At 60.4% G+C, this 15,235-nt stretch carries 11 protein-coding genes; 5 read left to right on the top strand and 6 right to left on the bottom strand.

Annotated elements, in window-relative coordinates:
• Positions 1-94: 94 nt before the first annotated feature.
• The 4 genes from HS122_11035 to HS122_11050 all read left to right on the top strand — a co-directional run bounded on the left by HS122_11035 (position 95) and on the right by HS122_11050 (position 4,910).
• A protein-coding gene (locus tag HS122_11035; protein MBE7538934.1) for a peptide chain release factor 2 occupies positions 95-1,238 on the top strand; the annotation gives its coding sequence in 2 pieces (ribosomal slippage) (positions 95-166 and positions 168-1,238; 1,143 coding nt in all).
• A 230-nt stretch (positions 1,239-1,468) separates the two neighbouring features.
• Positions 1,469-2,401, top strand: coding sequence for a substrate-binding domain-containing protein (locus HS122_11040; GenBank protein ID MBE7538935.1), 933 nt, complete (start codon positions 1,469-1,471; stop codon positions 2,399-2,401).
• Positions 2,402-2,411: 10 nt separating this feature from the next.
• A complete protein-coding gene (locus HS122_11045; GenBank protein MBE7538936.1) occupies positions 2,412-3,896 on the top strand; it encodes a sugar ABC transporter ATP-binding protein in 1,485 nt (494 codons plus the stop codon).
• Positions 3,897-3,929: 33 nt separating this feature from the next.
• Complete coding sequence (locus tag HS122_11050) at positions 3,930-4,910, top strand: ABC transporter permease (GenBank protein MBE7538937.1); 981 nt, start codon at positions 3,930-3,932, stop codon at positions 4,908-4,910.
• Between the two features lie 41 nt (positions 4,911-4,951).
• On the opposite strand, the gene HS122_11055 is transcribed toward HS122_11050, so the two are convergent.
• On the bottom strand, positions 4,952-5,629 hold the full coding sequence (locus tag HS122_11055) for an MgtC/SapB family protein (protein ID MBE7538938.1): 678 nt from the start codon (positions 5,627-5,629) through the stop codon (positions 4,952-4,954).
• 237 nt (positions 5,630-5,866) lie between these two features.
• Between HS122_11055 and HS122_11060 the strand changes: the two genes are divergently transcribed.
• Entirely contained in the window at positions 5,867-8,992 is a 3,126-nt protein-coding gene (locus tag HS122_11060; GenBank protein MBE7538939.1) for an immunoglobulin domain-containing protein, read from the top strand.
• Between the two features lie 51 nt (positions 8,993-9,043).
• Here the strand turns inward: HS122_11060 and ilvA are convergent, their stop codons facing one another.
• The 5 genes from ilvA to HS122_11085 form a co-directional block, all read right to left on the bottom strand.
• Positions 9,044-10,612, bottom strand: coding sequence for a threonine ammonia-lyase, biosynthetic (ilvA, locus tag HS122_11065; GenBank protein MBE7538940.1), 1,569 nt, complete (start codon positions 10,610-10,612; stop codon positions 9,044-9,046).
• Entirely contained in the window at positions 10,584-11,567 is a 984-nt protein-coding gene (locus tag HS122_11070; protein MBE7538941.1) for a hypothetical protein, read from the bottom strand. The genes ilvA and HS122_11070 overlap by 29 nt, the downstream gene beginning before the upstream one ends.
• A 72-nt stretch (positions 11,568-11,639) precedes the next feature.
• Positions 11,640-12,848, bottom strand: coding sequence for an ABC transporter permease (locus HS122_11075; protein ID MBE7538942.1), 1,209 nt, complete (start codon positions 12,846-12,848; stop codon positions 11,640-11,642).
• A gap of 9 nt (positions 12,849-12,857) precedes the next feature.
• Positions 12,858-13,625 carry an ABC transporter ATP-binding protein gene (locus tag HS122_11080; GenBank protein MBE7538943.1) on the bottom strand — a complete coding sequence of 256 codons (768 nt, stop codon included), beginning with the start codon at positions 13,623-13,625 and terminating at the stop codon, positions 12,858-12,860.
• Between the two features lie 16 nt (positions 13,626-13,641).
• A complete protein-coding gene (locus tag HS122_11085; GenBank protein ID MBE7538944.1) occupies positions 13,642-15,069 on the bottom strand; it encodes an efflux RND transporter periplasmic adaptor subunit in 1,428 nt (475 codons plus the stop codon).
• Positions 15,070-15,235 lie beyond the last annotated feature (166 nt).

Genomic DNA, 15,235 nt, shown 5'->3' on the forward strand with positions numbered 1-15,235 from the left:
TCCGCAACAGCAGGAACGTGTGCGGAATGCGCGGGCTTCCGCAAAATTGCCGCTTGCAGACGCCGGGCTTGCCTGCGCTCATGGCTGTTTTCACATGATTGCTCCTGAAACATTTTCCCATATCGAGAACATCAAGAAGCGTGCCGGCCACCTGTGGAGGTTTCTTTGACGTCGAGCAGAAGCAGCGCGAAATTGAGGCGATGGAGGCCCAGATGGGCGCTCCCGCATTCTGGGACAACAACGAGCGAGCCCAGAAACACATCGCCAAATTGAATGGGCTCAAGCGGGCGGTTGTGCCTGTCGCCGACTTTCACAGGAAGCTGGCGGACGTCGACGTGATGATCGAGCTCATCGAGGCCGCCTCGGAATCCGAACGCGAAGTCTATTCGACTGAACTCGACCAGCAGGTTGCGGCGATGGCCGTGGAACTCGATCAGATTGAGATCGGTGCGTTCCTGACGGGGCAGTTTGACCGTAACAACGCCATTCTCTCCATCCAGTCCGGGGCCGGTGGCACGGAGTCGAACGACTGGGCCGACATGCTCTTCCGCATGTACACCCGATGGGCGGATCGCCGGGGCTTCACAGTGGAGGTGCAGGATGTGCAGGCGGGGGACCAGGCGGGAATCAGCCGGGCGACGATGCTGATCAAAGGGGAGAACGCATACGGTTATGTGAAGGCCGAGCGCGGTGTGCATCGTCTCGTGCGCATAAGTCCGTTCGACTCGAACCAGCGGCGTCACACTTCATTCTGCGCGATCGATGTGATCGCGGAGATTGACGACGACATCAAGATCGAGATTCCGGACGATGAGCTGCGCGTCGACGTGTATCGGTCGTCCGGGAAGGGTGGACAGGGGGTCAACACCACCGACTCCGCGGTGCGCATCACCCACATCCCTTCGGGTCTTGTGGTCGTCTGCCAGAACGAAAGGTCCCAGTTGAAAAACAAGGCCTCCGCCATGAGCATCCTGAAGGCCAGGCTCTATGAAAAGCGGCTGGATGAGCAGCGGAGCGAAATGGAGAAGTTCTATGGCGAGAAGGGTGAGATTGGATGGGGAAGCCAGATCCGCAGCTATGTGCTGCAGCCGTACCAGATGGTGAAGGACCTGCGGACGGGTGTCAGCACCAGCGACACCCAGGGTGTGCTCGACGGTGATCTCGATCGTTTCATCACGGCATGGCTGCGCGCGGGCTGTCCCCGGCACAGAAACAAGGACATCCAGATGGACGAGTAGTCACCGGCATTCCGTGGGCAACAATCGTGCGATGCGGGTGCGAGGTTATTTCAACTCTCGAATGCTGGCCGGCGGCCGGGATGCTCATGCGGACGCCGGGGATGTGGATTCAACGCAAGTTTTGCGATTGCGGCCAAACTGGTGTTCCACGACGTTCGCATGCAATCCTCTCCTGTAGTCGTCGCAAGGTCATGCACCTTCCCCGGGGCTGCAATTACTTCACCGCAATCATGAAACTACTCCTGACCGCCGTGGCGCTCGCAATGGCTACTCCGCTCCTTTCGGCGGAGCGAATCGCTGTGATTCCCAAGGGAACCACGCACAATTTTTGGAAGTCAGTGGAGGCCGGTGCGCTTCGGGCGGGAAAGGAACTCGGGGTCGAAATCAAATGGAAGGGCCCGCTGAAGGAGGACGACCGCGCCCAGCAGATCAGTCTGGTCGAGCAATTTGTCGCCTCGGGAGTGTCAGCGATCGTACTCGCCCCACTTGATGACATTGCCCTGCGCGCGCCGGTGCGCAGTGCGGCGGAGAGAAAAATTCCCGTGGTCATTTTCGATTCACCTCTCAAGGCGGACTCCGGGAAGGATTTTGTGAGCCTTGTGGCGACAGACAACCGGCGGGGTGGCAGGCTTGCCGGGGAGGAGATGGCGAGGCTTCTTGGAGGAAAGGGGAAGGTCGTCCTTCTGCGCTGCATGGAAGGTTCGGCGAGCACCACCGACAGGGAGGAGGGGTTTCTGGAGGTGATTGCGCGAAGTCCGGGAATTGAGATCACCGTGAAGAATCGTTATGCAGGCCCCACCGTGTCCACCGCCCAGGATGCTGCGATGAATCTCCTCGACCGGATTCGTGAGGCTGATGGCATTTTCTGCCCGAACGAATCGTCCACGCACGGCATGCTGCTGGCGCTTCGCCAGACGGGACTGGCCGGCAAACGAACTTTCGTTGGCTTTGACGCATCGCCCGTGCTGCTGTCGGCACTGCAGCGCGGCGACATCCAGGCGCTCGTGGCCCAGAATCCGACCCGCATGGGATATCTTGGTGTCGTGACTGCGGTGAAGGCCGTTCGTGGCGAGCCGGTGGAGACATCCATTGACACGGGATGCGTGCTTGTCACGCGTTCGAACATCAATGACGCCGCGGTTCGAGAGGTGCTGGGAAGGTAGCCGTCAGGCGATGCCTGTTGCGCGACTCCGCCTTTCGGCGATTCACAAGTCTTTTGGAGCGACCCAGGCGCTCAAGGGGGTTGATCTCGAAATTGGAGCAGGGGAGGTCCATGGAGTGATCGGCGAAAATGGCGCAGGCAAGAGCACCCTGATGAAGGTTCTGGCTGGCGCCGTCACCGCTGACTCTGGTGTGATGGAGCTGGATGGCAGGCGTTTCGCGCCGGCCAGTCCGCTGGAAGCCCGGCGCGCGGGAGTCGTGATGGTGAATCAGGAACTCGCCATCGCGCCGCACCTGACGGTCGTGGAGAATATTGTGCTTGGCGACGAACCGGGGCGATTTTTTGTCAGGCGCGGCCAGGCGCGCCGGCGCGCGCAGGACGCGCTTTCCCGGTTGGGTCGATCCGACATCCCCCTGGATGCGCGTGCGGGGAGTCTTGGTGTTGCCGAGCAGCAACTCGTTGAAATTGCACGGGCGTTTGCGCTCGGCTGCCGCGTCCTGATTCTCGACGAACCAACCAGCAGCCTGACCGCTGCCGACGCCGCGGCGCTTTTCCGACTGGTCCGTGCGCTTCGCGATCAAGGTGAGTCGATCATTCATATTTCACACTTTCTCGAGGAAGTGCAGGTGCTGACGGATCGGTACACGGTGCTGCGCGATGGATTGACTGTCGCCACCGGTGAGACCTCGAAAAGCAATCCAAGCGAACTCGCCCAGCTCATGGTGGGACGAAGGATTGACGAACTCTATTCGCGCAGCCGGCGCACCCCTGGCGAGGTGGTCCTTCGGGCCATGACATTGAGGGGCCGGCGCCGAAACGTGTCCGCGAGCCTTGATCTTCGACGCGGAGAGGTGCTGGGAATCGCGGGTCTCGTTGGAGCCGGACGAAGTGAACTGCTGCGCATGCTCTTCGGCCTCGATTCACCGCAGTCCGGAAGGGTGCAGATTGAGGGTGACGACCGCCATTCAAACCCGATGCATCGCTGGCAGGCCGGAGTGGGAATGTTGAGTGAGGACCGCAAATCGGAGGGACTGGCCCTCAATCTTTCAATTGAAGAGAACCTCACGCTTCCCCGGCTTGGAGTCTGGTTGAGCCCCGGGCTATTGGAGACGGAAGCGGCCGGGTGGATCCAGCAACTGGGCATCCGCTGCACCGGGCCCCGTCAGGCTGCGATTGAGCTGTCCGGTGGCAACCAGCAGAAGATCGCGCTGGGGCGCCTTCTCAGAAACGATTGCGAAGTTCTGCTGCTCGACGAGCCGACGCGTGGGGTCGATCTCGGGGCGAAGCAGAGCATCTATCGACTCATTGACGAACTGGCTGGGAAGGGCAGGGCGATCATCATGGTAAGCAGCTACCTGCCGGAGCTTCTCGGCACCTGTGATCGCATCGCGGTCATGTGTCGTGGGCAACTGGGTCCGGCCAAGGACGTCGGGGAATGGGATGAGCATCGCATCATGCTCGCGGCATCGGGGTCGCATGGCGCAGAGATCACGTAGGGAGCCGCCTTCAGATTTGGACAACGATTCCACATGAAAGCAAAGAAGCTTCCTTCATCTGCCTCGGCATCGGTTGGCCGATGGCTCGCCAGCAGCGGGCCGGTGGTCGGCCTGCTGCTGGTGTGCGCCCTGTTTGCCGCCCTAAGGTACGAGACCTTCGTCACCTGGGACAACGCGGCGATCATTCTGCAGCAGACCGCCGTCATTGGAATCGCATCGCTGGGAATGACGCTGGTGATCATTTCCGGCGGCATAGATCTTTCCGTTGGCTCAATCATCGCCGTGGGCACCGTCGTCATCGCACTCTGCCTGACTGCAGGCATGCCACCCGGCATTGCGGCGGTTTGCGGCATTGCAGCGTCGGCGCTTTGTGGAGCGATCTCCGGCGCCTTGATAACAGGTCTGAGGCTTCTGCCCTTTGTCGTTACACTTGGCATGATGGGTGCCCTGCGCGGAGCGGCCAAGGGCATGGCGGCTGAGCAGCCCATCTACCCGGATGAAACGTGGTTGAGTGCATTCATGCGCCTGGGTGGAGTGGGATCGCTTCCCTTGGGCGTCTGGTTGATGCTTGGGCTTGCCGTCATGGTGGCGATCCTCTTGAGGCGAACCCGTTTTGGTCGCCACGTCTACGCGGTCGGCTCGAACGAGATGACGGCCCGCCTTTGCGGGGTTCCCGTCGAGCGGGTGAAATTCCTTGTCTATGTCATCGGAGCCGCCTTTGCAGGCGTGGCATCGGTTCTTCAATTCGGGTATCTGACAGGAGGGGACCCCACGACGGCTGTGGGGCTCGAGTTGAACATTATTGCCGCGGTCGTCATCGGAGGCGCGAGCCTGTCCGGCGGGCAGGGCGGCGTGCTCGGCACGCTGGTTGGCGCGGTCATCATGAGTGTCGTGGCAAATGGCTGCACAAAACTCGGACTGGCCAACTGGGTGCAGGAAATTGTCACCGGAATCATCATTGTCGCCGCGGTCCTGCTCGACTCGCTGCGCCGGCGATCGGACAGGCAGGGGTGAAGTGGGAATGGATTGGGCGGATGGATCCGCGGAGCGGGGCGCTAGCGTATTTGAACAGTCAATACATCCGGCTCCGCCGCCAGGATCGCCGCGATCTCCTGCGGAGTGGGGTGGTGCCGGTCCCTGAAGCGGATGTTCACCACACTGGTCTGCGTCTCGCCCCGGTTGTCGTGAAGGACCTCCGTGAGCAGCGGACTCAGGTGTCTGGATTGGAGCTTTTCGAGGATCTGTTCGTGTACGGCGGCCCCCCTTTTTGTCACCACAGTGAGTGCAAAAGTCTGTTCATTGCGGATTCGGGATCCGATGAAAGGCAGCGCGTAAAGAACGACCGCCGCCACAAGCACGCTGCACATGCCCAGGAACATCTGTCCGCTGCCGAAGCAGAATCCGATGACTGTTGAAAACCACATCAGCGCCGCCGTGGTCACACCCTGGACGGAAGGACCGTGCCGGATGATGACACCCGCCCCCAGGAATCCCATCCCGGTCAGAATTCCCGCACCGAGGCGACCCGGATCCGGACGCCAGCCCTGCGCAGGTCCACTGACGTGCGAGGTGTAGTAGATGTCGGAGAGGATCATGGTGATGGTTGCCGCCATGCAAACGAGGATGATGGTGCGAAGCCCCGCGGCGCGGCCCCGCCTCTCGCGTTCGAGACCGAGGAGAAGACCGGCGAGGAACGAGGCTGCAACGCGTTGAAGGATGTCGGCGATTTCCATGGCGAGACTGATCTGAAAGCGGGCCTGTACCTAGGACGGACCCGTGACGGAGGCAAGCGCACCGGAGCCATGTGAGGACACTGCCTGTTTCATGGGGCGAAGTTTTTTTGGGAAAATCCTAGTCAATCCTCTTCGGAAAGACTACCGTCAAGGTTCGCGCGACCGCATGCTTGTGCCTCAAGAGCCCCGCTGGACTGCAAGAGGCGCATGAAAAAAGTCGGCAGTCCCATTCAATCTATGAAACATGGCGCTATTCCAGGTTGGTTGCTGGCGGGATTCTTTGCAATGGCGGTGGCCACTCAGGCCGCGCCCATTTCCTCGGGCGAAAACAAGGATGGCACCATCATCGCCGGTGGCACGGAATCCTGGACCTTCACCGTCGCGGTGAACCAGACCATCGATCTTGCCGTCGGCGAACTCAGTGGCGGCACGAGTTTCAGTCCGAAAGTGCAGTTGTTCGGTCCAACCAACAATCTCATCACCTACGATTCAGGGGGGACGAGTGCGCGCATCAACCCGTACAGGGCGACGGTTGCGGGCACGTACACGGCCACGGTTTCCGGCTCGACGACAGCGCAGGCGGGAACCTATCGCCTGCGTCTTTACGTGACGCCTGGGGCGTTCACGGTGCCGGCTGGTGATGAGGGAGGGGCGCTGACCCTCGGATCAAATCACGCGGGCGCAATCACGGTGGGAGACCTTGACGCCTGGACAGTGAATGCGACGGCAGGAGAAACCATGGACTTCCGAATCGGCGAGGTATCGGGAGGCACGGCCTTCACGCCGCTCATCTATCTTTATGACCCGAATGGCGCGTCGGTGACCTACAACTACGGCGGCACCGATGCGCGGATAAATCACCGTGCGACGATCACAGGCACCTATACGCTGATCGTGGCCGGGTACAACGATGGTGACAATGGCACCTATGTCTTGAACGCGATCAAGAGCCCCGGAGCGTTTGTTGTTCCTGCTGGCGATGAAGGCGGACCGCTTGTATCCGGGCAGAATTACCCAGGCACAATCGCCGTGGGTGACCTCGATCCATGGACGGTCAATGTGACGGCGGGGCAATTTTTGAATTTTCGCGTTGGAGAGGTTTCAGGAGGCACGGCCTTCACGCCGCTCATCTACCTTTACGATCCAAATGGCGCGCAGGTGACCTACAACTATGGTGGCACGGATGCGCGGATTGGAGTGCGGGCAAATTTGAGCGGCACATACACTTTTGTCGTTGCGGGCTACAATGACGGCGACAACGGCACGTATCGACTTACATTCTCACGGTCACCAGACACCCCGGTCGTTCCTGCCGGCGATGAAGGTGGGCCATTGACCAACGGTCAGAACTATGCCGGGACGATTACGGTGGGCGACCTTGATATTTGGACAGTGAATGCGACTGCCGGCAACTATCTGCTCTTCCGAGTTGGGGAAGTGTCGGGTGGCACGGCGTTTTCACCCCTGGTCGCCCTGTATGACCCGAACGGTGCGCAGGTGACCTATGACTACGACAGCGTGGACGCACGGATCGCGCATCGTGCCAATCTGAGCGGGCTCTACACGTTCGTGGTCGCGGGTTACAACGATGGTGACCAAGGCACTTACAGGCTCACCTTCTTCCAGGCGCCGAATTCGCCTGTCGTGCCTGCGGGCGATGAAGGCGGGCCGCTGACCAATGGATTGAAACACACCGGCACGATCGCCGTTGGCGACCAGGACGCGTGGACGGTGAAAGCCAACGTGAATGACTACCTCTATTTTCGAGTGGGCGAAGCGTCGGGCGGCACCGCGTTCAGTCCCTTGCTCCATGTGTTCGATCCAAATGGTGCATTGGTGACCTACGACTACGATTCAGTCGACTCACGCATCGGCTTCCGCTGCAATATCGCCGGCACCTACACCGCGCTTGTGAGCGGATACAACGATGGCGATGCGGGCACCTACGACCTTCATTTTGTTCGCACACCTGTCACTCCACTTCAGGTGCCTGCCGGTGACGAAGGCGGAAACATTGGCAGCACGCCGGGAGTTGATGGAACGATCACTGTTGGCGATGCCGATGCCTATGTCGTGCTCGGAACCGCTGGCACGACGATCAACGTGACCGCAACGGAACTTTCCGGTGGGACCGCGTTCACGCCGCAGGTCGCCATCCTGGACACAGGCGGAAATATTGTTCGAAACACTTGGAATGCAACGGCCGCCACCACCACCTACACGGTCACAACGACCGGTCTGCATGTTATACTGGTGGCTGGATACAATGATGGCGATGCCGGCACCTATCGCCTCGTGATTTCGGGAGCATCGGCACCCGTCCTGCCCTCGGTCGCGGTGCAGCCGCTCTCACAGGGAGCGCCCCTCGGAAGCAACGTCACGCTCTCGCCAACCGTGGCTGGTTCAGGGCCGTTTGCGTATCAATGGAAGCGCAACGGCATCGAGATCCCTGGTGCTGAAAGTCTGAACTACACCCTCAGCAATCTCCAGCCCGCCAGCGCAGGCATCTACAGTCTGGTTGTCTACACGGAAGCCGGAACCACCGAAAGCGCGGGCGCGATTGTGGCACCGACGATCAGCACAAAGGTGACCGGGACCGCCTATGAGTTTGCCGGGGACATTCATCACCCCAACGGCAACGTCTACGATCAACTGCTGATAACCGGAACGGCGGCAACCTATACCTCCGATCCCGGGCAGATTGTGCGGGCTTCCTTCCTCGACTTGAATGACGACATCGTTCAACTTGAGTTCAGCGGACCTGGCTCTGTCACGGTCCAGATGGCGGGAGCCACCGGGCCTGCGACACCTGTCAAATACAACCAGCCTTCGGTGCAGTACATGCGCGGACAGGTGAGCATCTACCTTGTTGGTGCTACGGAGAACACGAATCTGGGCATCTATACCGTGGGGGTCATGACCAATCCCAACCCGGCGCTTTACGTCGCCGGTGCGAGTTTCGACGGATTTGCCGATCTTGGGTTGATCGCGATTCAAAGTCCTGACGGACGCTTCAGCGGCGTGCGCGTTGGCAGCACGGAATTGTTCGGCGACACGGGATACACGGGGATCTATGCTCCGGGCATTCGATTTGCAGGGCCGCTCAATCTCCACAACGTCTCCGCGAGCGGCACCGCCGCGCCATTCCTGCTGACGGGAACGATCGACACCGGACGGATCTCCATCACGGGAGGGGACCTCTTTCAGCCCAATGGCCGCGCTATCACGTTTGGCGATGTGTCCGACGTTTACATGGTCGCTGGAACCAACTCGCATGGAGTGCCGGCTCCGGCGCAGGTCAATCGCGGTGTGTTGATGCGGAACGGGGTAAACGTCACCAGCCAGGTCATTCACAACCCATAGGAAGGAATTGGCAGGAGGCAACGGACCGAGCGTTGCCCCTGCTTTTGGCCACTATAGGAAAATCCTGTAGGCAGGATTGCGGGTCTCGTCGGAGTACGGATAACCGAGATCCCTCAGGAAGCGTGCAAGCTGCTTTTCTGCAGATGGCAGGATCTGAAGGCCTGCGAGCACTCGTCCATGATCCGCCCCATGATTGCGGTAGTGGAAGAGACTGATGTTCCACTCGGCAGGCATGGAGGTGAGGAAACGCACGAGCGCGCCTGGTCGTTCCGGAAACTCGAATCGAAAGAGTCGTTCATGCCCGGCGAGCTCGGAGCGTCCGCCGACGAGATGGCGGAGATGCAGCTTTGCCATTTCATTGTTCGTGAGATCCATGGTTTTGAAACCCTGGCGGGAGAGATGGGCGGCCAGCTTGCTCCCCTCGCTCCGATCAGCCACCTGCACTCCGACAAAAATGTGCGCCAGGCGGGAGTCCGCGATCCTGTAGTTGAACTCGGTTACGTTTCTCCTGCCGAGTGTCTCACAAAAGCGCTTCAGGCTGCCAGGTGCTTCGGGAATGGTGACTGCGAACAGGGCTTCCCGATGCTCTCCCAGCTCGGCGCTTTCCGAGATGAACCGCAGGCGGTCGAAATTGAGATTGGCCCCCGACGCCACCGCGACAAGCGTCCTCCCCTTGATGCGGCGCTTTTCCACGTAGGCCTTGAGTCCGGCAATCGACAGCGCGCCAGCTGGTTCAAGGATGGCGCGACTGTCCTCAAAAACATCCTTGATTGCCGCGCATATGGCGTCCGTCCCAACGAGCACGATCTCATCGAGGTATCTTCGACAGAGGCGAAATGTTTCCCTTCCCACCTGTCTGACGGCGACCCCATCGGCAAAGAGTCCGACATGCTCCAACGCTTGTATCCGACCGGCCTGAATCGATCGGTGCATTGCATTGGAATCCGCGGGTTCGACGCCGATGACTCGAACCTCCGGCCTGACCTGCTTGACGTAGCTGGCGATGCCCGCCGCGAGGCCGCCACCGCCTATGGGAACAAAAATCGCATGCAGTTCATGCTGCAGCTGCTGGAGAATTTCCATGCCGATGGTTCCCTGGCCGGCGATCACATCCGGATCGTCGAAGGGATGAACCAGGGTCAGACGTTCGCGCAGCCGGATCCGCTCCGCCTCCGCGCTGGCATCGTCGAACGTGTCGCCGTGCAGGATGATCTCGGCGCCTCGTGCGCGCACGGCCCGGACTTTTACAGCCGGCGTTGTGACAGGCATGACAACAACCGCCCGGGTGCCAGCCCGCTTTGCGGCAAGAGCGACACCCTGGGCGTGATTTCCCGCCGAGGCGCAGATCACGCCGCGCGCGAGAGCGCCCGGGGAAAGCCGCGAAATCCGATTGCAGGCTCCCCGCAGCTTGAACGAATGAACGCTCTGCAGGTCCTCGCGCTTGAGCAGTACTGCGTTGTTGAGTCTGGCTGAAAGGGCGGATGCCTTGTCCAACGGGCTTTCGACAGCCACATCATAGACACGGGCCGTCAGGATTCTTGAGAGATAGTCCATGGGCGCTGGCGAGGCAGTGTGGAACGGGCTGATTCGGTCACTGGGTTGCCGTGATGCCTGCGGCATCGTGCAACATTTTCATTTCCGTTTCGGCAAGTGCGCGATTGAAAACCGCCAGACCGGCAAATCGGCCCATGGTGGCCTTGCCCTCGGGAAACATTGCACCGCCCGCATAACGGGCGCCGACGATGAAGTCCGAGCCACCCATCGGCTTTGAGCCGGCATGTTTGACCGGATCGTAGGAGAAAATCCCCCGCCCATGATAGTAGGGATTGAGGCCGCGGCTGCCGCCATCCGGACCTTCATGCAAAAAGTAGCGGTCGGTACGTTTGTGTTTCACTGGATCGAGCGTGCTTCGATCGAGCACACCATCGACGTAGGCGGAAAGCCACACGCCGTCATAGGTGAAACCGAGAGTGCACCAACGCTCCGTCGGAACATCGTGGGCGCTGACCGCATAGTCCGCGCACCAGGGGAAGGTGGATCCATCCGCCCGGCGCGTGACTCCGCCCTCGCTGGAGATGTGCGGGACGAGTTTGTTCGGACCGCCATAGGTTGGCATGTTGATCAGGAGCGCGTACTGGCGCGTACCGCTGTCGTCGGCGAACCCCTTTCCTTCGCTCCACATTCCGGCAATGGTCCGGCTGACAGCGAGATTCACCAGGCGCACGACAGCAAACATTGAAACCTGCGCCCGGGGTCCGCTGATGTTGAGGTCGCCGGTGTCCGCGTAGGCGATCTTGAGGAACTGATGTCCATTGAGTTGGGCGGAATAACCGGAAAATGCTCCGCCCTCCACGCGGGCGACCGGCCCGCCGACCTCGACGAGCGGATGCGGAAATCTTGTGCCAGAGGACAGGCGTGGCTGGCCCGCGGGTTCGCCGAATGTCCAAAACGCAACCAGTCCGGGCATTTTTTCCACAACGGCGCGGCCCTCACCCGGCGCGGCGGAAAGCACAGATGTGACCAGCAGGAGTAGAAACGACAGGCGGGAATACGGCGTTGCCGGGACGTCGGGCATTGGGAGTGCGAATGGTTGAATCAGCCTCGATTGCTTTCGGGCGCTGACAGGAACCCGGTGCGCAAGGCCGGTTCACTCAAAGCGCAGGGCGTCGATCGGGTCAAGTTTGGCGGCCTTGTGCGCCGGATAGAATCCGAAGGCAATTCCAACGAAGGCTGAGAATGCGACCGCACCCGTGACAGATGCGGTGGAAATCAGGACGGGCATGCCCGTTTGGATTGAAACAATCTGCGATGCCGCGATGCCGATGAGCACACCGAGGATGCCTCCGAGCATGCTCAGTATCATGGCTTCGATCAGAAATTGAATCCTGACGTCCCTGTCATGCGCCCCGATCGCAAGGCGGATGCCAATCTCGCGTGTGCGTTCTGTCACGCTGACGAGCATGATGTTCATGATGCCGATGCCGCCAACAATCAGGGACACTCCTGCTATCGAGCCGAGGAGAACCGTCATGGTTTTCGAGGTGGCAGTGGCGGCCTCGGCCAGTTCCAGCTGGTTGCGGACCGTGAAGTCGGGTTCCCGGTCTCCGCGACGCTGCTGCAGCAGGTCGGTGACATCCTGCTGGATGCGCGACATCATTTCCGGCGATTGTGCCTGGATGAGAATTGAACTCAAGTATTGCCGCCGCGCAATGCGACGCATGGCACTGGTGGTGGGCACTATGACTACATCGTCCTGATCCGAGCCAAAGAAGCTGAAGCCTTTCGACTTGAGAACCCCGAGAACCTTGAAAGGCAGGTTGCGGATGCGGATGGTCTGGCCAACCGGGTCGACGTCGGGATACAACTGCTGGGCGACTGTCTGGCCGATGACGGCAACCTTGCCGGTGCTGCGCATGTCGGCGTCGGTGAACATGTTTCCCTTGTCCAGATCCCAGGCCCGCACGCTGAGATAGCCTGGAGATTCGCCCATGACCGTTGTGTTCCAGTTGAGCCCGTTTGCGAGGATTTGCTGGCGGTCGCGCACTTCCGCGCTGATGGCGACAACGCCGAAGATTTCGCGCTCAATCGCCTCGGCATCCTCAAGCGTGAGGGTGCTTGCCGCCCCGAAGCCTCCCCGCATGCCCCCTGTGTTGGTGGATCCGGGAAATACAGTGATGACATTCTGCCCGAGGCTCGCGATCTGCGACTCCACCTGGTTCTTGGCGCCATTGCCGATGCTCACGGTCGCAATGACGGCTCCGACTCCGATGATGATGCCGAGCGCGGTCAGAATCGAGCGCATCTTGTTGCGACGAAGCGCCCGAAGCGCAATGACGGAGGTGGCGGTGATTCTCATGTCTGAACCTCAGGATGCCTGCGTCAGTTTTGCCGCGGCCTCCGCCTGGCGGATTCGCTGCATTTCAAGGTCGGAAAGCGAACGGTTCTGCACAGGCTCGTCGCGCACCAGCCGGCCGTCGCGAACGATCAGGTTGCGTTTGCAGAATCGTGCAATGTCCAATTCGTGCGTGACCATGACTATGGTTATTCCGCGCTCATTGAGTCTTTGGAAAACCCCCATGACCTCCACGGAGGTCTTCGAGTCCAGATTGCCGGTGGGTTCATCGGCCAGAAGGATCTGTGGATTGTTCACCAAGGCTCGGGCAATGGCGACGCGCTGCTGCTGGCCTCCGGAGAGCTGGTTCGGCAGATGATCGGAGCGGTCGGCGAGACCGACGAGCTCCAGGGCATCCATTGCCCGCTTCCGTTTCTCGCGCGAGGGGATCCGCCGCGGATTGTAGAGCATGGGGAGTTCGACATTTTCAAGCGCGGTGGTGCGCGCCAGAAGATTGAAGCCCTGAAAGACGAACCCCAGTTTCTGGTTGCGAAGATCCGCCCGCTCATTGCGGTCGAGATCCGAGGTGTCCACTCCATCGAGGAGATAGCGTCCCTTGGTCGGCCGATCGAGGCAGCCCAGCACATTCATCAGGGTCGATTTTCCAGACCCCGATGAGCCCATGATTGCAACAAACTCACCGGGTTCGATGATGAGGCTGATGCCTCGCACGGCATGCACCTCAACCTCGCCATTCGAGTAAGTCTTGTGAATGTCCTCGAGTTGAACGACGGCTTTCATGTCGCGCGTCGTCGAGCTAGAAGCGCCTGCCATGACTGCCACTGAAGGGATTGCTCGAGGGTCGGTTCGTATTGACTGGCGCCCCCCCCCCGTCGACGGTGATGCTTGTTATCAGGCGTTCGTTTTCCTCAAGTCCACTCAGAGCCTCCGTGTATGCGCCATCAGTAATGCCGACCCTGACCGAGACGGCCTCCGCCTTGGGGTGGTCTGCTGTTCCGGCGAGCTTGTAGACCGTGCGGGTGACGGCCTGGCCGCCACCGCGGCTGCCGAAGCGCTCGGGAAGTTCGATCCCGCGCTCCTTGGCCATCGCCTGCAGCCTGGCCATCGCATCAGCCGACGGAGGTCCGCTTCTAAAATCGACGCCTGCGTCAGCCATGAGCTGGCGCATCTGGTCGCGTCCACCGCCACCTCCCTTGGCTGCCCCGGCGGCCTTCTCGCCACCTGTGCCGGCGTGCTCCCGGTTCTCAGTGCCTGTGCCGGATCCTGCTGCATGCCGGGGCGCGGCAATCACATACTCCTCGGGCACTCGCGCACGGAGGGCGGCATTGGGAATACGCAGGGCATTCGGTCTGCGCGCGATGATGATGGCCACGGTGGCGGTCATGCCGGGCTTGAGTTTGAGGTCATCATTGCGGACTTCGATGATCGTGGCGTAGGTCACCACATTCTGGGCGGTTGTCGGAAGGTTGCGCAGTTGGACCACTTCGCCGTGGAACTGGCGGTTGGGATAGGCATCCACGGTGAAAGAGACATCCTGTCCAACCTCAATGTTGCCGATGTCAGCTTCCGCGACGGCGGCCTTGATCTGCATCTTGGTCAGGTCATTGACAAGGGTGAACAGGGTGGGGGCATTCAGACTGGCGGCGACTGTCTTTCCAACTTCCGCCAGGCGGTCAATGACGATGCCATCGATGGGGGCATAGATGGTGCAGCGGGAGAGGTCCGTCTTTGCATTCTCGACCGCCGCAGACTGGATCTGCAGCTGGGCGTCCGCCTGCTGAATCTGCGCCTCCGCCTGATCCAGGTCCTGCTGCGAAACCAGATTTCGTTCAAAGAGCTGCTTGGTGCGCTCGAAATTGAGTTTTGCGAGCGTGTGATTTGCCCGTGTGTTCGCGAGCTGGGCCTGCGCCTGGCGAAGGCGGGAATCATATGTCGCCGTATCGAGTCGCGCCAGAACGTCGCCCTTCTTCACCTTCGAATTGTAGTCAACCGCGACCTCGGTGATCTGGCCTGAAATCTGCGAGCTCACATCCGTTGTGATCACGGGTTGGAGATCGCCCGTGGATGTGACGGTCTGAATGATTTCGCCCCGGGACACCACGGTGCTCGCAATCTCAGGCGGTCGATCGTTCTTGCTTTTCCAGTAGTAGAATCCACCAGCGCCGAGCCCGGCAATGAGCAGGATGAAAAGGAGGATGCCGCCGAAGCTGCGTGATTTTGCCATTTAGTGAGGGATGAGTAAGTTCGAAAAAAAGTAAAGCGGGCGACCGCACGCGCTCCAACAAGGTGGATGTGGAATACTGATCAAGTCCCAGGAGCCATGCATGGAACCCGGCTGCTCCTGGCAAAAGAACATCGGTCCACGCCGTTTCAAACATGGACATCCGGTA

Source organism: Opitutaceae bacterium (genome assembly GCA_015075305.1).
Lineage (GTDB): Bacteria > Verrucomicrobiota > Verrucomicrobiia > Opitutales > Opitutaceae > UBA6669.